Source organism: Undibacterium sp. TJN25 (genome assembly GCF_049339885.1).
Lineage (GTDB): Bacteria > Pseudomonadota > Gammaproteobacteria > Burkholderiales > Burkholderiaceae_D > Undibacterium.
The window spans coordinates 46,605-68,373 of sequence record NZ_JBMPPM010000004.1 but is presented as its reverse complement, the minus strand read 5'-3'; the positions used below and the strand labels follow the sequence as shown (position 1 = coordinate 68,373).

General features: G+C 53.1%; 18 protein-coding genes. 15 read left to right on the top strand and 3 right to left on the bottom strand.

The features are described 5' to 3' along the window. Positions 1-2 precede the first annotated feature (2 nt). The 14 genes from fliF to ACO0LO_RS10425 are packed head-to-tail and all read left to right on the top strand — an operon-like array spanning position 3 to position 11,477. A complete protein-coding gene (gene fliF / locus ACO0LO_RS10490; RefSeq protein ID WP_422964174.1) occupies positions 3-1,502 on the top strand; it encodes a flagellar basal-body MS-ring/collar protein FliF in 1,500 nt (499 codons plus the stop codon). Further along, complete coding sequence (locus tag ACO0LO_RS10485; protein ID WP_422964173.1) at positions 1,499-2,062, top strand: hypothetical protein; 564 nt, start codon at positions 1,499-1,501, stop codon at positions 2,060-2,062. Before fliF ends, ACO0LO_RS10485 begins: the two co-directional genes overlap by 4 nt. 47 nt (positions 2,063-2,109) lie before the next feature. Beyond that, positions 2,110-2,766 carry a FliH/SctL family protein gene (locus ACO0LO_RS10480; RefSeq protein WP_422964172.1) on the top strand — a complete coding sequence of 219 codons (657 nt, stop codon included), beginning with the start codon at positions 2,110-2,112 and terminating at the stop codon, positions 2,764-2,766. Then, entirely contained in the window at positions 2,766-4,076 is a 1,311-nt protein-coding gene (locus ACO0LO_RS10475) for a FliI/YscN family ATPase (protein WP_422964171.1), read from the top strand. The genes ACO0LO_RS10480 and ACO0LO_RS10475 overlap by 1 nt, the downstream gene beginning before the upstream one ends. Continuing rightward, positions 4,076-4,546 (top strand): hypothetical protein, encoded by a 471-nt coding sequence (locus ACO0LO_RS10470; protein WP_422964170.1) that lies wholly within the window; start codon positions 4,076-4,078, stop codon positions 4,544-4,546. Before ACO0LO_RS10475 ends, ACO0LO_RS10470 begins: the two co-directional genes overlap by 1 nt. After that, entirely contained in the window at positions 4,536-5,561 is a 1,026-nt protein-coding gene (locus ACO0LO_RS10465) for a hypothetical protein (protein ID WP_422964169.1), read from the top strand. Before ACO0LO_RS10470 ends, ACO0LO_RS10465 begins: the two co-directional genes overlap by 11 nt. Further along, a complete protein-coding gene (locus tag ACO0LO_RS10460) occupies positions 5,558-5,962 on the top strand; it encodes a flagellar hook assembly protein FlgD (protein ID WP_422964168.1) in 405 nt (134 codons plus the stop codon). Before ACO0LO_RS10465 ends, ACO0LO_RS10460 begins: the two co-directional genes overlap by 4 nt. Positions 5,963-5,973: 11 nt before the next feature. Continuing rightward, a complete protein-coding gene (locus tag ACO0LO_RS10455) occupies positions 5,974-7,158 on the top strand; it encodes a flagellar hook protein FlgE (RefSeq protein ID WP_422964167.1) in 1,185 nt (394 codons plus the stop codon). Then, positions 7,158-7,967, top strand: coding sequence for a FliM/FliN family flagellar motor switch protein (locus ACO0LO_RS10450; protein WP_422964166.1), 810 nt, complete (start codon positions 7,158-7,160; stop codon positions 7,965-7,967). The genes ACO0LO_RS10455 and ACO0LO_RS10450 overlap by 1 nt, the downstream gene beginning before the upstream one ends. Continuing rightward, a complete protein-coding gene (locus ACO0LO_RS10445; RefSeq protein WP_422964165.1) occupies positions 7,964-8,308 on the top strand; it encodes a FliM/FliN family flagellar motor switch protein in 345 nt (114 codons plus the stop codon). The genes ACO0LO_RS10450 and ACO0LO_RS10445 overlap by 4 nt, the downstream gene beginning before the upstream one ends. After that, entirely contained in the window at positions 8,305-8,712 is a 408-nt protein-coding gene (locus ACO0LO_RS10440; protein ID WP_422964164.1) for a FliO/MopB family protein, read from the top strand. Before ACO0LO_RS10445 ends, ACO0LO_RS10440 begins: the two co-directional genes overlap by 4 nt. Next, a complete protein-coding gene (fliP, locus tag ACO0LO_RS10435) occupies positions 8,709-9,491 on the top strand; it encodes a flagellar type III secretion system pore protein FliP (RefSeq protein WP_422964163.1) in 783 nt (260 codons plus the stop codon). Before ACO0LO_RS10440 ends, fliP begins: the two co-directional genes overlap by 4 nt. 11 nt (positions 9,492-9,502) lie before the next feature. Then, positions 9,503-10,273, top strand: a complete 771-nt coding sequence (locus ACO0LO_RS10430) for a sigma-70 family RNA polymerase sigma factor (protein WP_422964162.1) — start codon at positions 9,503-9,505, stop codon at positions 10,271-10,273. Continuing rightward, positions 10,251-11,477, top strand: a complete 1,227-nt coding sequence (locus tag ACO0LO_RS10425) for a tetratricopeptide repeat protein (RefSeq protein WP_422964161.1) — start codon at positions 10,251-10,253, stop codon at positions 11,475-11,477. Before ACO0LO_RS10430 ends, ACO0LO_RS10425 begins: the two co-directional genes overlap by 23 nt. Positions 11,478-11,510: 33 nt before the next feature. On the opposite strand, the gene ACO0LO_RS10420 is transcribed toward ACO0LO_RS10425, so the two are convergent. Then, complete coding sequence (locus ACO0LO_RS10420; protein ID WP_422964160.1) at positions 11,511-15,383, bottom strand: hypothetical protein; 3,873 nt, start codon at positions 15,381-15,383, stop codon at positions 11,511-11,513. A gap of 301 nt (positions 15,384-15,684) precedes the next feature. Here ACO0LO_RS10420 and ACO0LO_RS10415 point away from each other — a divergent pair, with 301 nt between their 5' ends. Beyond that, the gene (locus tag ACO0LO_RS10415; protein WP_422964159.1) at positions 15,685-16,401 is read left to right on the top strand and encodes a trimeric intracellular cation channel family protein; all 717 of its coding nucleotides are present in this window, start codon (positions 15,685-15,687) and stop codon (positions 16,399-16,401) included. 173 nt (positions 16,402-16,574) lie between these two features. Here the strand turns inward: ACO0LO_RS10415 and ACO0LO_RS10410 are convergent, their stop codons facing one another. Both ACO0LO_RS10410 and ACO0LO_RS10405 read right to left on the bottom strand, forming a co-directional pair. Next, positions 16,575-20,018 (bottom strand): DEAD/DEAH box helicase, encoded by a 3,444-nt coding sequence (locus ACO0LO_RS10410; protein ID WP_422964158.1) that lies wholly within the window; start codon positions 20,016-20,018, stop codon positions 16,575-16,577. A 510-nt stretch (positions 20,019-20,528) separates the two neighbouring features. After that, on the bottom strand, positions 20,529-21,365 hold the full coding sequence (locus ACO0LO_RS10405) for a prolipoprotein diacylglyceryl transferase family protein (protein ID WP_422964157.1): 837 nt from the start codon (positions 21,363-21,365) through the stop codon (positions 20,529-20,531). Between the last annotated feature and the right edge of the window lie 404 nt (positions 21,366-21,769).

The window sequence follows — 21,769 nt, the reverse complement described above, 5'->3', positions numbered from 1 at the left end:
AAGTGGCATCTGTAACTGAAACGTGGAACGGCCTGACAAACCAGGCAAAGGTAGGCATGGGTGTTGGCGTGGCTATCATCCTGGCAGCGACCGTAGGAGTGGCCGTATGGGCTTACCGTCCTGATTACCAGGTCTTATTCGCTGACTTGTCGTCTGGCGACGCTGCATCAATGACCGCAGAGCTGGACCGTCTGAAGGTGCCTTATCAGCTGTCCGATGGAGGTAACACCATCCTGGTGCCAAAGGAGGCGGTCTATAAGACGCGCCTGAAGGTCATGGGCAAGGATTTGCCGTTGCATGGTGCTGTTGGCTTCGAGGTCTTTAACAATGCAGACTTTGGCATGACGGAATTTGTGCAGAAGGTGAATTATCAGCGGGCCATCCAAGGTGAATTAACGCGCACGATATTGTCTATTGACGAGATCCAGTCGGCCCGGGTTCACCTGGCGATTGCAGAGCAAGGCTTGTTCAAGAAGGCGGTTGCCAAGCCAAAAGCCTCTGTCACTCTCGTGATGAAGCCAGGAAAGGTCATCGGCCAGGAGCAAGTGGCAGGCATTCAGCGCCTGGTCGCGGCATCGGTTCCGGAGATTGTTGCGTCAGATGTCACGGTTCTTGATCAGCATGGTATTGCACTCACCCGGAATACCTCTGGAGAGCCAGGTGCGGAGACTGCAGTGACACAACTGGATTCCAAGCGTAGTGCGGAAGACTACCTGACACGCAAGGTTGCCAAGATACTGGACAGTACGTTTGGCGAAGGCGGCGCCGTTGCGACGGTCGACGTTGCGTTAAACATGGACCAGAACCGCGTGACGACGGAGGAAGTACTGCCTTCGAAAAATGGTTCAGTCGATGCGATACCCACTGGCGTCGTGGTCCGCGAAAAGCAGACAAGCCATGATGCGGGAAGTAACACCCAAACGATCGCTGGCCATGACACGAATTCCAATGGCATCACATCGACTGAATCGGACTACCAGGTTGGACGGCGCGTTGAGCAGGTCGTCACTGCGCCGGGATCCACCCGTCGTCTGACGATCGCCGTTGTCGTCAAAAAGTCCATGGATGAAGCACAGATCGCCAACCTGCGAGAAGTTGTCAGTCTTGCCGTTGGTTTCAATAGCCAGCGAGGTGACGCCGTTGTGATCTATTCGATGGACAAGTTGGTCCACGGCGGCCTGGAGGGAGCTCCGGTGGCAGTGGCGGGTCATGATGACGCGGAAACCCAGCAGGCTGCTACGGACAAGCCTCCAGGTACTGTCCACGCGAATTTATTACCGGGAACGGACAGGACGGAATTCTTCAAGTACTTTCTGTTCGTCCTGGGGGCGGTCGTTTTGGCTATAGCAGTCATTGTGGTGCTTGTTGCCATTGGCAGGGGCAAACGTCGGCCGGTTGCCAGACATCTTAGCCCCGCTGAAAAAGAGCAGATGTTGCAGAAGGTACGTTCATGGATCGATAGTCCATCAGTATCAAAGCCGCTGGCAGGAGCGCGTCAATGAGCGGACACCGCCAGGCGGCTGTTGCCCTTCATGGCTTGAGCCGGCAGGATAAGGACTGGATCCTGAACGAATTGCCTTCCGGGGATAGGGAGTTGCTGCAGCAATACCTGGACGAACTGGAGGAGCTCGGTTTTTCGAATGAGGATGCCTCCGGATACGATTTTGCTGAACAACTGGCTTTCACGGCGCCCAAAGGGGCGTTGTCGGCCATTGAGCATCTACGTACTGCATCTTCCATGCAGATGTTCCAGATATTGGAGGGTGAACCCGCTTCGTTAATCGGCAGAGTATTGGCCATCGAGGGATGGAACTGGGCAGATGCGTGTGTCGGAATGTTTTCGTCGGTTCGCCAGGAGCAGATTCGCTTGGCGAAATCCCAGCGCAGTGAAATACCCTTGGCTCAAAAGGACTTTTTATTGAACACACTGGGGGCTCGGCTGGCTGCACTGGCACCGGAAAGGCAGCAGGCAGATCTTGGCGCCGGTGAGCCGTCGCCCGTAGTGTCGGTCCGGCAGGCCTTATCAAGAATTCGTCATACGGTGTCCAGATGGAGCCAATAATTCGCAGGCCCACATTCTCTGCAGAGCCTCGTCGGCTGCAGCGCCATGTGGCACGCGTCGCTGTAACTCCACCTCCGGTTGCCGCTGACGTCCCCGTATCCGATGGGGAACTTCAGCGGAATGAACAGGATGAAATCGAACTAGAGCAGCGGGTGCAACAAAGGGTGCAGCAGGAATTATCACGCCTGGGCGCCGAAGCAGAAAGTCGGGGATTTGAAGACGGAATGAAAAAAGGAGAAGAGACAGCAAGGAAGGCAGCGATAGAAAAGTTGCAACATCTGACAACCATCGCTAGTTCCTTGATTGATACCCGTAAAATGATACTTGACGAGGCAGAGGATGCCGTCGTCGAGATTGCCTACGCTGCCATCTGCAAGATGCTGGGCGAGACTGCAGCTACTCGACAGGGGGTTGTAGGCGCAGTTGCGCAGACAGCGAAGTCCTTTCAGCAAAATGAAGACCTCGTCGTGCGGTTACATCCCGCTGACTTTGAAATGATCAGCGCATTGTCCGGCGAAGCAGGGATTCCATCGGTTGATACGCGTTGGGAACTGGCAGTGGACGCGTCGATAGAATTGGGTGGTTGCATCGTTGACGGCTCAAGTGGAACACTCGATGCCAGGCTGGAAACGCAAATGCAGACCTTACGCGAGGCGCTGCTGAAGGTAAGGGCAGGTAACCGCAGTAGCGAGGAGGCCCGCTAGTGCAAGCTTATCTTGATGCTGTGCGTAACATGGAACTCACTCGTCGAACGGGGAGGGTAATCAGCATTTCGGGTCAGAGTATTGAGTCTATTGGACCCAATGCAACTATCGGCGAAATGTGCGAGATCGTCCCCAGTTTTGGTACGGAGAGGGTCATGGCCGAAGTGGTCGGGGTAAAGCCTGGCAAGGTCGTATTGATGCCTTACGGTGAACTGCGCGGTATCGGGAGTGGCAGTGAAGTTATCGCCACCGGCCGCGCACCACGTACGCCGGTGGGAGCCGCATTGCTGGGGCGTGTGTTGGATGCCTTCGGTGACCCGCTGGACAATGGCCCCAAGCCAGTAATTGAATCTTATCTTCCGCTGCAGGCAGCGCCATTGAACCCGCTAAGCCGGCCTCGGATTAGCTCGCTCATCGAGACAGGCATCCGCGCGATCGATTGCCTATTGCCGCTGGGACGAGGACAAAGGATGGGTATATTTGCTGGCAGCGGCGTGGGTAAAAGTACCTTACTCGGCATGCTGGCGCGGGATGTGAAGGCGGATGTCAACGTCATTGCCCTGATAGGTGAGCGTGGCCGGGAAGTGCGCGAATTTGTCGAAAAACACCTGGGCGACGAAGGATTGAAACGTAGTGTGGTGATCGTGGCAACTTCTGACCAATCGGCCCTGGTACGCACCAGGGCCGCCTACGCGGCGACGGCGATTGCCGAGCACTTCAGGAGCAATGGCCAACAAGTTCTGTTGATGATGGACTCGGTTACGCGGTTTGCGATGGCGAGACGGGAAATCGGTCTGGCCGCGGGCGAACCGCCGACAGCGCGGGGATATACGCCGTCCGTATTTTCGGAAATCCCTGCTTTGTGCGAGAGATGTGGAACCACGGACTCGGGAGGTTCTATTACGGCTCTCTATACCGTCCTAGTGGAAGGGGATGATTTCAACGAACCGGTTTCCGACATCCTGCGCGCGACGCTGGACGGCCACATTATGTTGTCGAGAACATTGGCCCACGAGGGGCATTTCCCAGCGATCGATGTTCTGCAGAGCGTCAGTCGCCTGGCGGGTGACATCGTTAGTCGTGAGGACCAGTCGGCCATGTCTGCCGCCGTCGAACTACTGTCAGTGTACGAGCGTAACAAGCAGATGGTCGAAATGGGAGCTTACCGCGCCGGTAGCAATTCGGCGATCGACCGGGCTATTCAGCTCGCCCCAACGTTGAAGAGCATGCTGCGGCAAACCGTTCATGAGTCGACGTCGCGCCAGCAGGCAATGATGGCGTTGAACCAGATAATGGAAGTGAGGACTTGATGTCGGGAAATGCCCGTTTCCAGTACGAACTCGAACCTATTTTGCTGTCAAGACAATGGGCGCTGGACGCATTGAAGCTTGATTTATCCAAGGTGAACGAGCAACTGCGAGATCTTCGGCAGCAACTCAGCGACCTGGAGAAAGTGGCAGCGTTGACAGTCCAGGAGTGGAAGCAACATTCGGGGGGGCAAGAATTGATCTCCATTGAGCGTCATATGGTCATTGCCCGCTACATGGATGACCTCGCTCAACAATGTAGTGCCAAGGAAATATCGATCAAGGAAACTGACATGCAGAGGGAACAGCTGATCGACCAGATAGCCCATGCGCAACGCGGACTGGAAGCGATTGAAAAGCACCGCAGCCAAATGAAGGAAAACTTCACCAAGCTGGCGCTCAGTCACGACTTCAAGCAAGCAGACGATCACTGGTCCACATTGCAATCACGCGCGGAATACCATGGCAACTAATCTCGACTCCCTAGGTCTTTCTCCTGATATGTCAGGCGCTGCACGCGGTGTGCGCGCAGGCACGACGCCCACTGGAAGCTGGATGCTGGAGCTCGAACGCGCATTCCTTGCTGAGACTCCTAAAGCGTCTAGCGTGTTAGGGCAGCCTTCTGTCAACGTCGCTGTTACCAATCCGGCAATCTCCGATAGCCAGAGGGACGGTGGTGGCCAGGCAATGGGTGGCGATCGTACGGCCACATCGGAAAGCGAAAAACACGTTACCCCGCTCGCTAATAGCATCGCGACAAAATCCTTCTCCGACGCGACTGCCTCGCCAGATGAACCCAGTCCACAAGCTCGGTCCTCCGGATCTGTTAGCGTGTCAAAGAGGATCAACGCGCCCCATGACCAAGGCATGGATGCCGTTGGGCTCGGTGTGATGCCTGCAGCCACACTGTTTTCGGTCGAAACGAACCGACCACTGGGTGGTGATGTCGGAGTGCTTGCCACCTTGATTCACCAGCCAGGTATCTTGCCCATGAACGCCGGATCCACCGTCCCTGCCTTAACCGAAGAGGCCTTGGCCAACGACTATAGAGTTACCCCGCTGCCGGCACCGATCGACTCGACAAAACCCATCGCCCTGACGGAGGGTTCCGAAGAGTCTGGTATCGAGACCGAAGAGGCTGAAGCGGATCGAACATCACCTTCGGAGCCGTCGGCCGACGTAGATCAATTTGCTGCGCGGATCCTGCACTTATATCACGGTGCCGATGGCGTCCAGGCATGGATCCGGGATGCCGGATTGAATGACACGAGTGGGCAACAGGTTGGCCAGGCGCTGAGCGCCGAACTGCAGAATGCCGGATCCAGATTGAATTCACTGGTTGTCAATGGAAGGAAGATCGCTGGCGTATATGGCGAGGGTTTATATCAGGAAGAAGCGACCGGTGACTGGAAGGAGTCCAATGGCAGCACGGATTTACAGCCAGGCCCGGCTTACCAACAAAGATCGGAAACGGAGCGTAACCAATGAGTACTAGTGCAAGCCCAGGGGCCGCCGGCCAGGTCAGCGCCATTAACCTTCAGGATTTCCTGAAAATCCTGTCCAGTCAATTGACCAATCAGGATCCGCTCAAGCCTTTGGACAACCAGGAATTCGTGGCGCAGATCGCGCAGTTCTCGACGCTGGAGCAAAGCACGGAACTGAACGCGAAGATAGATCAGATGCTGTCCCAGCAGTCGGTCACGCAGTCCATCGGACTGATCGGCAGGACTGTCGGTGTAGACACGTCGACCGCAACGTCCAACGGCAGTCTTACCGGAAAAGTTACAGCGATTAATTATGTTTCAGGTCAGGCCCAGCTGACTGTCACCGCCTCGGATGGATCTCTCCATCAGGGGATTACTTTAGCTCAGATTACTTCAGCAAAATAAGGAGTGCACGTATGTTAGATACAATCTTCACGGGTATGTCGGGGCTGATGGGATACTCCAAGGGCCTGCAAGTCATTGGCAATAACCTGACCAACGTTAACACGCCGGGCTTCAAGGGAGTCAACGCGGAGTTCGGCGATATGTTTGCGCAGCAAAACCAGCAGGGTGCGGCGGGCGGCGGTTCGACTGCGGGCATGGGGACCGGGCTGGATACGCTGGCGACGCAGATCAACTTCCAGCAGGGTGTTCTCAATCAGACGGGAAATCCACTAGACCTCGCAATCAATGGCCAAGGCTTTTTTGTGCTTCGCGAGGGATCGGACATCACTTATTCGAGGGCGGGGCAGTTCACTTTCGACAAGGACGGCTTTTTGATCAACGGTGCGAACAACGGCCAGCGGGTTGCCGGGTTTGACAAAGTCGGTCAACTGGCCGATATTTCACTCTCTTCGTTACAGACCAATGCGGCAAAAGCGTCATCCTCGGTGAAATTCACCGGGAATATTTCCAGCAATGCGACGACTGATGTTACGCTGGGCGGTATCAGTATTTTCGACCCTGCCGGCGGTACGCACACCTTGTCGCTGGTATTCCATCAGGGAACTCCGAATAACTGGACCGTGACAGCGACAGATGAGACTGGCACCACGGTGGGTACAGGCTCTCTTCAATTCAGTAATGGCAATCCGGTGGTGACGGCAAATGCAATCCAGTTGACGTATTCCCCGAGAGGCGTGTCGCCATTTGCGTTGTCACTGGATTTCTCCAGTAACGTCACTTCTTCATCGAACGGCAATACCTCGACGATCGCCATTGCATCAATCGATGGTAATGCGACCGGTGCGTTGACGGGTGCGACGTTTGATTCGACCGGCACGCTGGTGGCCACCTATTCAAATGGGGCAACAGCCAAGGGGCAACATCTGGCCATCGCCTCCTTCAAGTCAGACCAGTCGATTTCCGAAGTGAGTGGCAACCAGTTCGTCAGCAAGAATCCAACGGACGCCAATTATGGCCAGGCCTCTACAGGCATGTATGGCACTATCTCTGCGGGAAAAATCGAAGGGTCGAACGTCGACCTGTCTCAGGAATTTAGTAACCTGATCGTCATGCAGCGTGGCTATCAGGCTTCGTCGCAGGTCGTCAGCACGGCGAACGACATGATACAAACGCTCCTCGATATGAAGAAACAATAATGAACGTAAGTCCTTTCGCGTTGCTTTCTTCTTCGGTGCTGGAGGCAGTCGCACAAAAAGTCGCTGCAGTAGTCAAGAGCTGGGCAGTGTCCTGGGGTGTTGACACGCTGCAGGTCGATACCTCTTGCGAACGTGTGTGGGAGTCCAATGCGCAACGAATCGCCGAATGGCCATTGCAGTATCGGATGGGTGCGCAGGCGATCTGGATCTCCCATGCTGCTGACCTTGGCAAATACCTGCAACGGCAGATGTTTCCCACAGACACCCGGCATGGGCCGATGACGGGTTTGCAGTCCGTGATTGCCGTGGAGGCGGGGCAGGCCGCACTGGAGGCTCTGGGTAAAAGGATGGCCATCGAGGCAGGAATTTCTTCCGCGATGCATCAGTCCGAAGAAAACAGCGCTCCTGGTCCTGGTGAATTTCGCTACGGCTGCGGTGGCGTCCTTATACACGTTCGCCTGGGGGACCTGAGCATTTCTGTGTTACTCAATCACGCGTGCGTGGATGCGGTGGGTGACAAGATGCCTGTTGCCAAGGACGTGAGCGCCAGAGGTGACTTAATGGAGGCGCTGGGCAAGGTACCTGTGACCTTATCAGTATCCGCAGGCCAGGTAGAAATCGACATCACCCAGTTGATGACGCTTGGTATCGGTGATGTAATTTGTCTGCCATCGTCCGTTGATAGGCCAATTGAAATACTCGGTCCGGACAAGCAGCCGCTGTTCGCAGGATATCTTGGCTTGTCCGGGGATTCCGTCGCCATTGAAGTAGTCCGTCGAACAAATAAAATGCATGGAGCAAGTCTTTGAATAACTTATTGCAGCAACAAAACGAAACAGCCAGGACACAAGCGCTTGAGCTGACAGAAATCGAGACGCAGCCAGCGGCAGGGGAAAGCCTGCTTGGCACCAAGCTGGATATCCTGCACGGCGTCAAGGTCATGTTGAATGTCAATGTCGGCGAGATTGAAAGTGACCTGGGCGAGTTGATGGGCTTGAAAGAATCCACGGTCCTGAAAATCAACAAGCCTGTCGACTATGTGGTTGACGTGACCTTGAACGGTAAAGTGGTCGCGCGCGGCCAGCTGGTCGTGGTGGACGACAATTTTGGTGTAAAAGTGACCGAAGTTTTTACTGCGACCAAGTCATGATGTTAAGGCAATACCTGTCCGCGTTTTGCCTGGTGCTGGCCGGACTTGCGATGGCGATTCCTTGCCAGGCTGCTGGTGAGGAATTACACAGCAACTCAATTCCGTTTAAACGGGAACCTGCTGCATCGGGAGGGGACTTTTCGCGTATGGCCGGTGGCATGACGCTGGTGTTGCTGATATTGGCTGGCGGCGTCTACGTGGTACGCCGGCGCCTGGGCTTCGCAGTGAATTCCACTCGTGCGAAGCAACTACGTATTGTTGAGTCCCATCGACTGACTCCCAAGTCATCGTTGCATGTCGTTGAATTTGCCGGTTCTCAATATATGCTGGCGCAAAGCGAACAGGGTGTCCAGTGCCTGGTAACTGTGCCGCTCACGGCTCCCAATTCATCGGAGCCGCAATGACATTACCTCGCTTTTCATTGGCAAACGTCATGGCAATCACGGTGGCATTGATTTGCAGCGCAGTATGCTGCTCGTCTGCCTTGGCCGCGGACTCGGCAATTTCCATACCTGGGATGCAAATTCGGATAGGGGGTGGTGCCGGCAATCCCGCAGAAATTTCCTCCGCTATCAAGATTCTTTTGGGTCTGACGGTCCTGAGCCTGGCACCGGCCATTCTGATGTCGATGACATCGTTTGTGCGGATTGTCATCGTCCTTTCGATGTTGCGTCATGCACTGGGCATGCAGGATACCCCTCCTAATACGGTGATCGTAAGCCTGGCGCTGTTCCTGACCATGTTCACCATGGCGGGACCTCTGCAGGAAGTGAATTCCAGGGCGCTCCAGCCTTATATGGCCGGCAAGCTGCAAACTGACAAAGCCGTGACCGAAGGCATTCGGCCTATCAGAGAATTCATGGTGCGTCAGACGCGTGAGCAGGATCTGGGGTTGATGGTGGAGCTCTCCAAGGCGGAGCAACCGAGTACGATCGACGATATCGGGTTGCTGCAGCTGATCCCGGCTTTCATGCTGTCGGAATTGCGGTCAGCATTTCAAATTGGCTTCGTGATTTTCTTGCCCTTTTTGTTGATCGATCTGATTGTCTCCAGTGCACTGATGTCGCTAGGGATGATGATGGTGCCACCGGCATCCATTTCGTTGCCGTTGAAGATACTGATGTTCGTACTGATCGACGGCTGGAATATCGTCGTGCGCGCGCTGGTCGGAACTTTCTCCTAGAGCAGGGGTAAATGACCGTGAAGCCGAATCAGCTCCTTGCGTCCGATCCTGCAGGGGAAAAGAACGAGGAGCTGATTGTCCTTTGGAACGCGCTACAACATGGCGCGGGCCAAGCGGCCAGGGAGAGACTCATTGAACATTTTCTTCCTTACGCGCGCGGGCTGGCCGCGAAGTGCTATGCGAAGCGTACTTATCTGGAATTGGAGTTCCATGATTATTTTCAGTATGCATCGATAGGCCTTATTGAGGCGATCGACCGGTACGATCCTGAGCGTGGTATCAAGTTTGAGACCTTCGCGTTCCCACGGATTAACGGGGCAATCCTCAACGGCATCGAATCTCTCAGCGAAAAGCAGGAACAGGTCAGTGCGCGCAAGCGTATCGTCGCCAGCCGCGTAGAATCCGTTAAGAACGATGCTCCGGCCAAAAAAACGCCAGAGGCAATTTTTAGTTACCTGGCCGAGTTGGCGATTGGGCTTGCTGTGGGGTTTGCGCTGGAGGATTCTGGAATCTTCCAGGCGGACGCCGCAAGTTACCCCGACAATACCTACCAGAGCATCGAGCTCAAACAACTGGTCCAGCGGGTAAGGGCACTGGTATCGACATTACCAAATAACGAAAAAAAGGTCATCACCTATCATTACCTGCAGCAACTCGCTTTTGAGGAAGTCGCCAAGATTTTAGGGTTGACGCGCGGGCGAGTGTCCCAGATTCACAAGGATGCAATCCGCAGGCTTAGCGAAGCAATTTCCTGCGGCAATGATGTCGACATTAGTTATTGAAGCATCCCATAATTTTATTTTGCTTAATATTTCAGATTACTTACAGGGCAAACTCATGCAAACCCAATCGTCCGCATTCGTTGAGTCTCCGATGCAATTGCAACGCGTAGAAATGTACCTGGCAAGTGATCCCGGCAACCGGGATCTTCTTGCCGCAGCCGTTGACCTCAATCTTGAGAGTGGCTCGCCAGAAAAGGCGCGCACGTATGTGGACGCTGCGTTGAGCCTCTATCCCGATGACCCTTTTTTTCATCATCGACATAGCAACGTATTGATCGCGGAAGGGAAGCTGGACGACGCCGAGAAAATATTAAAAGTCCTGCATCGTAGCGGCCCAAACCCCGGCATTATCTATAATTTGGCCTACATTTCCTTCCTGAAGAAAAAATACGCAGAGTCGGCTGACTTGCTCCTCCCGCTTCTTGGTACGCCCGGATTGAGCCCCATGGGTCTTATGACCTTGCTTCGCGCACTCCATCACATTGGTGACCTCAAGAAAGCCATTGGGATTGTGGAAGCGAATATCGACGTGGATACTGCCAGCGCAGAACTACTGTCTGCGGCGAGCTTGTTGTACCTGGATGACGGGCAATTGGAGCGCGCGAAAGAGATGGGGGTTGTGGCCAAAGCGAAGGGGCCGGACTCACTGGAGAGTTTGGTGGTAGACGGCAATGTGTCCCTGGGTCTCGGGGACGCCGCTGCCGCCGAATCCCAATTTAATGCCGCCCTCAAAATAAATCCTGCCGACGGAAGGAGTAGAGTCGGTCTGGGCGTCATCAGCATGATCAGGCATGACCTACCTGCCGCGACGGTTCAACTAGAGCAGGCAGCGGCATCCATGCCCTCCCATGTCGGTACCTTGCTTGCGCTGGGTTGGTGCAAGATCTTTAGCGGGGATATTGACGCCGCTGAGCTAATCTATGAAAAGGCAGTGTCACTTGATCGCAACTTTGGCGAAAGCCATGGTGGCCTTGCTGTGGTCGCAGCGAAAAAAGGAAATCGAGAACTTGCGGAAGAATACATACGTCGTGCTCAACGATTGGACCGGGCAGGGCTGTCGGCTCGGTACGCGCAGATGATTTTATCGGGCGTGGTCAATGACCCCGTGAAGTTCCGCGAACAGGCCGGCAAGCTGCTTTCGGCGAGGACAGGTCCTCTTGGGGGAACTCTGGGCGAACTGATCCAGAAATTCGCACGGAGCTAAATCATTATTGGGATTGGATCAAGATTTTTGTATCTATCGTCCCTGTGTCGCGTGTCGGGTCACTTTTTCGTACAAAGTCATATATCGTTGAAGCAAGGCACGTATGTCATTGAGTCTTCTTTCGGTTGCGTCGATTTGCTTCTTCGTTTGTAAATGCCAGCCTTCGTCATCAAGCGTATTTGTTGCGTCAATGTGAGTTTTCCAGCCAAATATCTGTTGTATAACACCCCTGGCATGGTGAGCGTCGATGAGTGCTAGTTGGGTTAGCCGCAAGGATCTTTCCAGTTCTTCTGTCCTGTATAAATAGTCTTCCATGTCGCGTCGCCCATCGGTAGTGGAAGCACTATTTTTCTGTGAGCTCTGACTGGCTTGAGGAGTAGGGAACGAAGTGTGTGCCACTCTGAGTTGTATCTCCGATATTGACGGCAATTGGCGAATTTTGTCATAAACGGCCGTTCCAAGTCCTCTTACTGTTGCACACCTTTCAAGGAGCATTCGCACGGTAAGTCTGGGCCGAAAACCAAACCCGAACATCGCCAATTCCGCTCGCCTGATATAGCCGAGGGCGACTAGGTGTCTAGCCTCGGAATTTCCGTCCTTTATTTCCGATATTTCTCCGACGGTGCGTGCAAATCGCGATTCTAGCAGTAGCATCGTTACTTGTTCGGGTGCGAATCCACCGTACTTGAGTGCGTACCAGTCAAGGGCTGTTCGTATTTCCTGTATTAGTTCGAAGAGGCGGCTGGAGCTTATTTGGGTGAGCCGTTCCTCGTTTGTCCGGAGAATTCTGACGAGCTCTAGACCAGAGCGCGCAAGGACGCGTAAGCCCAGGGGGGTTAAATGAGGCTCGAGTTGTGGAAAATTCGAGCCCCTGCCTTCTTCTCTAATTTTTTTTGCCGTCACGGTAGCGGTGTAAGCGGCAAGCGCGTAGGCACCACGTTTTTTTGTATTTTCCGTATTCTCATTCCAGTTTCCGCTCTTGAGATAGGCTTGGCTTTGTTCGTATAGAAGGTCTGCATACCTCGAAAGCCAATCACTAACCTCCTCAACTTCTTCGATCGCGCGGCATGTTGCGATTACCCTCTTTGCACTGTCTTCAATTTCGCGTGATAGAGAGGGATCGCCAATCATCAACTGGGAATTTTTATTGAGTAAATCCTCGATAAATCGCAAATCGATGTGCTGATCTTCTAAGTGTTTTTTACAGAAGTCTAAGGCAGCTAGGCTGCCATTTTTTGCATCGCGTTCGAAATAACCCAGATTTTCAAATTCGAAGTCGGCGATGGTTTTGTGAAGCCGATTTCGGAGGCCAGTTTCCATCGGATCATCGCGAAATTCCTGTAGTCTTTCCACGACGAATCGTCCATCGTCCTTCGCGTATTTTCCGATGCGACGCGCAGAAATACCCGCAGATACGTAGTGATCGATTAAGAATTTTTGACCGGGTTGCGTCTGTGTGTTTGCCCATGCAGGATGTTGCTGGAAAGGGGATTGATTGACCTGATCTGAAAATGCCGAATGGGCCAGTCTTAATAGATCTAGGCGAACCGCATCAAAGCCAAATTGACGGCTTAATCGATGGGCTGAATTTCCATCCAAAATTTCCCTGAATAGTATTTCGTAAAGCATCTTGAAAATCTGCTCAGGCGTTCCTGAAAAGCCGGCGGGCCAGGTTATCTGCGGCCAATTCTCGCTTGCGGCGTGCAGCGAAAATGGCGGTAGGCTAAGGAATCCGTTGTAGAGAGTTTCAAAAATTCTTCTAAATGTGGATGGGTCTATGCTTTGGTTGATTGCCCAGATTCGGCGCTGGATAACGTGCTGCCGTAAACCCTCAGCTGCAATGATTTGCCGAAGCAGATATGGTTCCCATTCGTATTGCTGTCGTTGCTTTCTTGTGTGAGACGAAATGTCGCTAAGAACCGCATCGCGAATTTCAGGGTACATGTAGCTTATGGAGTCGGTAGGCGCATTGATAAAGTTGGGATTTTCTAATGCGCTTTGAGCGATGGAGCTCGCTCCATTTGGATATGATGGATAGGCATAGGGGTGAAATCGCGACTCGATACCACGTTCGGCGCCACGACCTCGTGTAACCACTAGTATGAAGCGGTAACGCCACAAGAAGTCATCGACCGAACTGTTCATCTGCGAATATAGCTGTGCCTTATATTCCGCAAGCTCAGAGGGAAGACTAAATGTCGATTTTTCTACAGAATCAATCCAGACCATTGTCCATAATTCCAACGTTTCTTTCTTTACGCCGGACTCTGACAATGCAATGAAACGCAAACGAAGTAAATCCAGTTCGCTCGTAATGCCAGTAACCATTAAATGGATAATATTTTCATCCCACTCCAGCTTTTCTCCACGATTCGGTATCGGAGCTATTTGCCCCACGCTGAGTCCTTGGCAAAACGCAGCTAGTTTTGATTCTCCAGGGACGCCCGATGAGCGATCCAGCAATGCACTTTTGAATTGATTGATTCTATTCTCGGCATTTCGTGCGCCTCGCATTCTATTTTCTGCTGCGCCTATGTGCAACGCAAGGATAGCTGCAGAGTGCTTGGCGTCGGGCTGCGTGAATAAAATTTCCCTGCGCCGATAGACTGGAGATATGTCAAGCTTCCCTCCAGAAAGAATGGCGATGTGAGTCCGCTGATATGCCTTCAAAGCGCTGTCGGGCGGAGTATCTGAAATCAACGGATGAACGAGTATGTCCAAAACGAGCTGCAGCGAGGACGAGTGTCTTATCGCTCGGACCAGGTTGGGGTAGAGGCCAGAGACGGGATCATGCCCAACAAATACGATAATTGCGCCGTTTGTTTTTGCGAGTAGCGATCGAGCAAATAGCAATTTGTCGGTCGCTCCCGTCGATTGAAATGAGGTAGATCTACGATCATTTGAGGCAGAAAATTCATCTGGCAGATTATTGTCGGAAGGGTTTACCTTTTTTCCAGATAAGAATTGGATAAGGATAGTTGCGATGTAATCGACGTCTCTGCGAATATCGTGGGGGGCTTCTTGCGTTGAGACGGGTATTAATATGCATGGACGAAAATCTTCCGGGTCTGCATCCACACGTGCTGCGATTTCATGGGCTATCGCGCGTAGCCCTTGCGGCGCATCTTGCAAGGTCACGCCGATAATGGGCTTTCCGTCATGCGTTACCTTGAGTTCATTCATTAAGGCCGCCATTGCGTCATGCTCTTGCGAGCCTGATGACCGTTCCTGAAAGTAGGGGGTTGGGGCAATCAGACTTGAGTTGGAAGAGATGCAGTTTCCACCGTGAATTAGCATGTTGAAGAATTGCAGATAAGCTTTTGCTCCAGTAACGCGGCATAAAAACCGATCTGTCGTCATCCCTATCTTTGGATATCTCATGCGATGCTGCTTGCACAGCTCTCGTAGATTCAGGGTATTGGTGTACGCTTTATGAAGGAGAAAAGGACTTTTTATGCTGTCCTTTGTGCCTAGTTTGAAAATGTTCCGAATGCTGCAGACTTGGCGGCCTACACTATCGCAAAATTGAGAGAACGTCAGAACGTCTATATCCTCTATCATCTGGTCTCTGGTTGGCGGTTTGACCGGAAAGTCATGCACGTAAAGAGACGCCAAGAGTAAGAACCAGCGAAATGCGAGACCCAGTCCTATCTGGTCGTCAGAAATTGACTCACTCAATCTCTCTACTTTTTGGAAGCGACCTTTTTTCTTATTGCTCGGTTGTTTCGGTGCGGGGGTACTGGGAAGGGCCTCATCTTGGTGATTTTTATCGAACGTATTTGGCCGGCAATGATTGATCCAATAGCTATTCCAGGCGATGAATTCAGGCGCAAGGCTAGATTTGCTATTGATGCCGAACTGTAGCAGCAGGGCATTGGAATAATCTTTAACCTGTGGATCCCTCATCACCGCCCCTTTGCTGTTATTGTCGTAAATGCAATTAATGATGGTAAGGAAAAACCTCTGTCCTGTCTAATTTATTTAGCCATTAACTTATGGATGTGCAGTTGTTGTTTTCAGGAAAAGTCGAAGTATGAAAGATACGGCTGCGGATGAGCGGTATTGTCTTATGACCGTTTAGCTTTTCAATGCAAAGTGTCGTCCGATACATAAATCGCTTATCCATAAACTCATGGACGGAAACGCTCATGTCGAACGAGTAGACAATCTATAGTGAGTTTCATGGTAACTATCGGGGGAGAGCACCATGAACCAATTGTCGAAATATGCAATGCAAGCTGCCGTGGCTATGATTTCTGTCGCGGTATTTTTCTTCTTGTCCTGGACAGTGTCTTTATTGGTGGCACCGGCAAAAATTAATATGCTTCTCGGCGTCGACATTGCTGCCAGTATATGTTTTGCAGTCTCGGGTGCATATGGATCCATTAAGCATAGAAATTGCTGGTGGCTTTTCGTGTCCGCGCTTCTCGTCGGAGCCGGGGGAGGGACTATTCGCAATGCTTTTTTGATGCAGAAGCCCGTCTGGGCTACCACCGCTCCGGCGCTCATTCCATTGTGCATTTTGTCCGGTGTGGCAGTGTTCATGCTGCGCCTTAGCGTGAAAGACGGTAAGCCTGACGCTCGAGTATCGTTTGCCGTAGCAACGTTGGATACCATTGCGATCGCTGTTACGGTGGCGCTGGGAAGTGAGGCTGCGAAGTCACTGGCTGGTGCCGGGCCTCACCTCCTACCGAGCGCTTTATATTTTTCAATTCTCACTTCAGTAGGCGGTGGACTTATCCGAGACTTGCTGCAGATGAAACTCCCTAGTTGCTTCATCAACGGCGATTTTTTCGCCAGCGCTGCTGCCGCGTGTACTGTTACAGTTGCGTCGGGTATGTTGGCTAGCATGCCTTTCCGAGTCGCCGTAGCCTTGGTAACTATTTTGGGAGCGAGGGCAATTTTTTCTCGACTTAAACGCTAATTTTTCCATCTTGCCAGGAGCATTATCTAGGTCTAAGTGGTTTCCAGAAGGCAGACAGGCTTAGATTAAAAACTTGAGAGCAGGCATATTGTGTTCTCAAACAGTGACATACCAGGTCGGACTAAGGTGTTGCTGCTCTTCGAAGGTTATGCATTTGAGCAGCAACCAATTTCCTACAACGGCAAGCTATCCTGAATCGGTAAGGAATTCATCGACCTGCCAACTCGCTTCTTAGGCAACGCACGATAAAGCTCCGACATAAACGATAAACCACTCCAGTCCGACGCACTCCCGATCACATACAGTCGGCACTTCGCCCGTGTCATTGCCACGTTCAACAGATTTGGCGTCTGAACCGCCCAGGAGCGCGCGCCGGCGCCAGCAGGGCCTGGTGCCGTCCCCAATACCAAAAACACGATATCGGCTTCCTTGCCCTGGAACGTATGGACGGTCCCCACCTCTACATTTGATATACCCGCCTGCCTGACGCGCGCCGAGCACGCACCGATCACCTTGCGAAACGGGGAGATCACATAGATCTTGCCGATCTTAGGTGTTTGACCTGGTTTGTCGGCGACGGTAAAAGCAGGGTGTTGTTGCAACTGACGGAGATGATTGATCAATATGTCGATTTCATCTTCGACCACAGGATGCTGGAATTGCTCGCCCGATACATCAAACCAGGTGCTTTCCCCTAGGACAGATGAGAAATTGGAGGGGACGGACACCCCTTCTTTATTGACCTTGCCTTGTACCATCTGGCCGGAATAGGCGATGCGGTTCGATACAGAGAACATTAGATCGTCACAACGTCGGTGCGTGCGCAGTGGCATACCTGTCCAGATACGGGATGCACTCTCGTCCGTTTCATCACCACCAATCCACGAACCGAATCGCGTAATCCTGTCCGCCAGGGTTTGTACCGATTCTGACTTGGGAGACCAGGTCGGTGCCGCCGCGTTCAATTCTCGTAAATTCTCGACGATATCCAGAGGCACGGTAAAGACCGGCTCTATCTGTAGTGGATCGCCGATCAATACCACGCGCTGGCTGCGCCAAATGGCGCCCGCCGCGGATTGCGGTGTCGCCTGGCCCGCTTCATCAATTAACAGCCATCCAAGGCTATCCTGCCCCATGCCTGCGAACAGACGGTCAAAGGAGGCGAGGGTGGTTGACACGACCGGCACGGCAAAGAAAAATGCATCCCAGACGATTTTCCGGTGTTCAGGCATTAGACTATCATTGCCTTTACCTGTCAGCATGCCAAATACGAGGCGGAAGTTGCTGATAAATTTGCCCGCATTCGCCAGTATCGTCAGCCGATGCAACTCCATCGATTGCAAAAATATGCGAGAGCGCAGGTGATCAATCTGCGGGCTCACCGCAATTGATGCGCGGTGGCGGACGTCGTTGGGCAGTGCCCAGAAGCGCTCATCCCCAAAATGCCGCGCACCCAGCGCAAAGCCAGCCTTTATTTCTTTTTCCAGCTTTAGTATCTTCTTCTGCAGAGCATGTTGTTCCAGCTCCATCGCACGTAAGCGCTCTTGCAAATTGCTGGCCTTGGCTTCCAGCGACTTTTTAAGGCGCGATGTTTCAGCGAGTTGCTCACTCGCTTGTGACAACAGCCTGGTTGGTTCTTCGAGCAGCTTTCGGGCGTTCGTTCGACGGCCGCTTTCGATACCGAGCATGGCCAGCAGACGGTCCCACAGATTTGGGAGATTGGCCGCCTGTAGCTGCATCAGGGCTGATTGCCGTGCATCGACCAGGCGGCGCAGATCCAACACCGTCTCCGTGATCGCATTCACTTCCAGCACGATGCGCGCATGATCGTCCTCGATCGCCTGGACCGCAAGCCGGTGCTCCGATAGCCGACGACGTGTATCGTCAATGGTCAGTGCAGATTTTTCTGCTTTGGCCAGGATTGCCCGCTTTTCGTCGAATTCATTGACTACTTCCAGTAACTTGCTCTTCGCCGACTGCCACTCTGCCTGATAGCGAGCGAACTCATTCGTCGCCGCTTCCAGCAATTGTTTCATCGTGGGCGGAAGGGGGACCAGGTCGCCGTTGACATGCTCTGCGTCCGCGATTGCTATTCCACGACGAGCGGCAGGCGCAATAGACTGGCTGGACGATACATCGTCGGGAAGCAGGGAAGTCTGTCCACTACCGAATGACTCCGCATTCCCATTTTTATCCGCTGTCGCCCTCTCTTCCGGTAGTACGTAGTCATCCCGGAAGAAGGCCTTGGCGAAGCTGCGCCGATTGCCAGCATTGCCCAACGCCGCAGCCACCAGGCCCCAGCTGTCAACCGGCGTACCTTCATCATCGGTGACTTTTTGCGACACGAAGATCTCCCGGATCACTTCCTCAAAATACTCCGCATCCTTATATTCGCCAGCGATCTTCTTTCGGGCAGGGAGTTCCTGCGTGATATTTTTAACCGCGGCGTTGTTTGAACTGGTAACCACAATGGCGCTGGCGCCCATCACACTCGCTTTGAGCGGGAAGAAGTTCTTCCCGCCAACTTGGCGTTTTTCTTCGAACAGGTCCACCGGCCGCTTGAGATTCGCTATCCTTAGGGCGCGCTCGGTGACCACCTCTGCGATCACATCGCACAGCAGAGTCGTTTTACCCGTCCCAGGAGGGCCGTTGACTCCGATGGTGCCGCCTTTTTGTCCCACCTCGGAAATGATTTGCGCCACCACTGCCTGCTGTGCCAGTACCAGAGGGTGATGCGGCGAAGCTGGCCAGCGCGCCCTTGACAACCTGGTCACGCTGGTCAGGGCTGTCATGGCATCCTGGCGCTGCAGGATGTCAATGCGCTGGTCATCAGGTACCGGCAGCCCAAGGTAAGCGCTTAATGCCTTGCCGAAAGGTTTGTTTTTCTTGGACTGAGCGACAAGCCGGTCCAGGTCTTCCAGATAAAAGGAGTTCAGGTATTCGATCGCTGTGGCAGTATCCGCTTCCAGATACTGGCGATTGACCTTAATGACCTTGACGACGACTTTCCAGTCGATGGAGGCGCCTTGCGCTTCCTCACCAAGAAGACTTCGTACAACACCCAGTTCGCGGTCAAGGTCGGACCAGGTAAATGCCTCAAACACGACTTCCGTGTCCTGGGCATTCGCAATGCCGGCTTCAGCGCCCTCAATCTTGTGGCATCGCTGCTGGAATTCCTCGACAGCGCCAGCAAGGCGTGTTGACAGACCATCCATTGGTAAAGAGCGCCGGCGCATGTCCGCGCCTAAGGCGAAACTGGCCGGTAGATAGGTCTTACCCTTTGGACGCCCGTTTTCGTCGGCGACAAAGGTTGCCATCCAGCCCATGCCCTGCATCCGCTGCAACTCTCGTTCGCTCAGCTCTTTATCCTTGTGAATCGCCCGGAGCAGCAGACGGGATAACGCCTCCATATCGGTTACGCCAAGGTGGACAACGTGGACAAAGCCAAATTGTGCATTTCCTTGATACTCTTGCCGGCGCCAGGGCAGAGTTTCGCCTGGCTTCAAGGTAATGATCTTAATGCGGTCCGTTTGATCTTTTGTAGTCGGAGCAGAGGGGATGTTAAAGATTTCGACGTCGCGCCAGAAGCTGAGTACTTGCGTAATAGTGTTAGCCATTCATTTCTACTGAAATTAATTGTGAGTGGCGGTAAGTTTCGCCTGTCGATTCAGTCCTGGTTGCCAGGCCCCGAAGGGGCACCATTATCTGTATTTCGTTGAAAGAATGCAATGTATATGCTTTGGCTAGCAAAGAATCTCACCAGCTTGAAACAAAGCACTTAGTGCGCGCGGCGGTCTGCTACGCGAATGGACTGCCAACCTGCGAACGCACAGCAGCAACGGCATAACTGTCGAGACAAGCCCTCCGTGCAGCGGAGCAATCGCTTGTGGAGTCGAGCTAGGCACATCGAATGGACAAATGTGGCTAGCGTTTAGCGCATTACATGTCCTAACGCCAGCACCTCGTCTCGACGTGGTACTAGTGGCTCGGCTGCCATAGAGTTATCGGGGGGGGGGGCCATCATTTGCCAAAGCACCCAGTATGCAGGGTGTCTACACTGGTAGATTCAGCGAAAAAACCTTAAGTCGATATTGTAGCTGTCGGCTCGTGTCTGCTGTTTTTTTATCTTATTTCGCGTGCTCATTCTTTTTCAGCGTCTCGGTAAACTTGTCCAGAGCATCGCTAAATGACGCAATCGAGAACCCGCCGATGTGAAGATCTACCATGTGCTTTCCGCCATCATAAAAGAGGGTGGTCGGCAGTGCCGATGAGCCGACTGCTTGTGGAATCTGTCCTGCTGGATCAAGTACGACATTGTCGATGACAAGATGGGTGTCGCTAATGAATTGCTTCGCCGCCGCGACGTCCGTGTCTTGATTTACAAAGATGAATACCATGTCCTTGTGCCGGCGCTGGGCTTCCGCGAGAGCTGGCATTTCGCGCCTGCAGGGTGGACACCAGCTCGCCCACAAGTTGACGATAACAGGTTTCCCATGTGCAAGCTTTGCAAGTGTCGTGGGTTTGCCGTCTAGCGTGTTTAAGTTATACGCAGGCAGGTCTGCCTCTTTGGACATGGCGGAAATATGGGATGCGCCAGCCATATCACCTACCACAAAAGCAGCGAGCAGGCCGGCAGTGAGAGGGGCGACGAGTTCCTGACGTTTCCAGCAACGCCAGGCTCCGAAGGCAAGGCCTGTTACGACGCCGGCCCACATATGAAAGCCGCCGTCACGGATGTCCAGCATCGATAGCGGAGAAGCAAGATACAAAGGGAACCAAATGGCGACGAACACGATGCGCGCGACAACGAGGCCTGCTAGTGTCATTCCCAGCAGCAGGTCTAGAACGCCGACTTTTTTTGGCTTTCCCACGATGTGGCCGACGCCGGCGGCCAGTAGGAGAGAGCCCAGCATCAGCAATTGGGTGGCAGAGATGGAGAAGAAACCTAAAGAGATACTATGCATAATGATACAACCATTCTGGAACATCTGTTCTGGCAGGGCAGACCAGGTGTTGTAATTTAATTTTATTGAAAGGCCTGACTAGTCAGGTTACTGGTTGCTTCTAAGGACATCGCACTTGCATGAGGAAGGCGATAAACGCTCGATCAGATATTTTGGTGCGTGCGTCTGACCCGTACTTTTCCTTCCACGTCTTGCCATGACCGCACATTTGACGATAAGTCCGGTGCGGCCAGGGTACAACTGCTGCTGGGTATGCCACCTAGAAAATTCCCGAACAGCAAAACCCGAGAATCTCGCACATTCATCCTGGCCATGCGCGCGTCGCGTACAAAATAAGTGGAGGCGAACGTCGACATTTTTTTTGACTGTGCAATTAGGTCCATGTGCTGCATTTTTTTTCCACC

What these genes read in the sequence shown, in the direction of transcription:
- ACO0LO_RS10485 (WP_422964173.1), top strand. Translation starts at nt 1,499, where the DNA reads ATGAGCGGACACCGCCAGGCGGCTGTTGCCCTTCATGGCTTGAGCCGG.
- ACO0LO_RS10470 (WP_422964170.1), top strand. Translation starts at nt 4,076, where the DNA reads ATGTCGGGAAATGCCCGTTTCCAGTACGAACTCGAACCTATTTTGCTG.
- ACO0LO_RS10465 (WP_422964169.1), top strand. Translation starts at nt 4,536, where the DNA reads ATGGCAACTAATCTCGACTCCCTAGGTCTTTCTCCTGATATGTCAGGC.
- ACO0LO_RS10460 (WP_422964168.1), top strand. Translation starts at nt 5,558, where the DNA reads ATGAGTACTAGTGCAAGCCCAGGGGCCGCCGGCCAGGTCAGCGCCATT.
- ACO0LO_RS10455 (WP_422964167.1), top strand. Translation starts at nt 5,974, where the DNA reads ATGTTAGATACAATCTTCACGGGTATGTCGGGGCTGATGGGATACTCC.
- ACO0LO_RS10450 (WP_422964166.1), top strand. Translation starts at nt 7,158, where the DNA reads ATGAACGTAAGTCCTTTCGCGTTGCTTTCTTCTTCGGTGCTGGAGGCA.
- ACO0LO_RS10440 (WP_422964164.1), top strand. Translation starts at nt 8,305, where the DNA reads ATGATGTTAAGGCAATACCTGTCCGCGTTTTGCCTGGTGCTGGCCGGA.
- fliP (WP_422964163.1), top strand. Translation starts at nt 8,709, where the DNA reads ATGACATTACCTCGCTTTTCATTGGCAAACGTCATGGCAATCACGGTG.
- ACO0LO_RS10430 (WP_422964162.1), top strand. Translation starts at nt 9,503, where the DNA reads ATGACCGTGAAGCCGAATCAGCTCCTTGCGTCCGATCCTGCAGGGGAA.
- ACO0LO_RS10425 (WP_422964161.1), top strand. Translation starts at nt 10,251, where the DNA reads ATGATGTCGACATTAGTTATTGAAGCATCCCATAATTTTATTTTGCTT.
- ACO0LO_RS10420 (WP_422964160.1), bottom strand. Translation starts at nt 15,383, where the DNA reads ATGAGGGATCCACAGGTTAAAGATTATTCCAATGCCCTGCTGCTACAG.
- ACO0LO_RS10415 (WP_422964159.1), top strand. Translation starts at nt 15,685, where the DNA reads ATGAACCAATTGTCGAAATATGCAATGCAAGCTGCCGTGGCTATGATT.
- ACO0LO_RS10410 (WP_422964158.1), bottom strand. Translation starts at nt 20,018, where the DNA reads ATGGCTAACACTATTACGCAAGTACTCAGCTTCTGGCGCGACGTCGAA.
- ACO0LO_RS10405 (WP_422964157.1), bottom strand. Translation starts at nt 21,365, where the DNA reads ATGCATAGTATCTCTTTAGGTTTCTTCTCCATCTCTGCCACCCAATTG.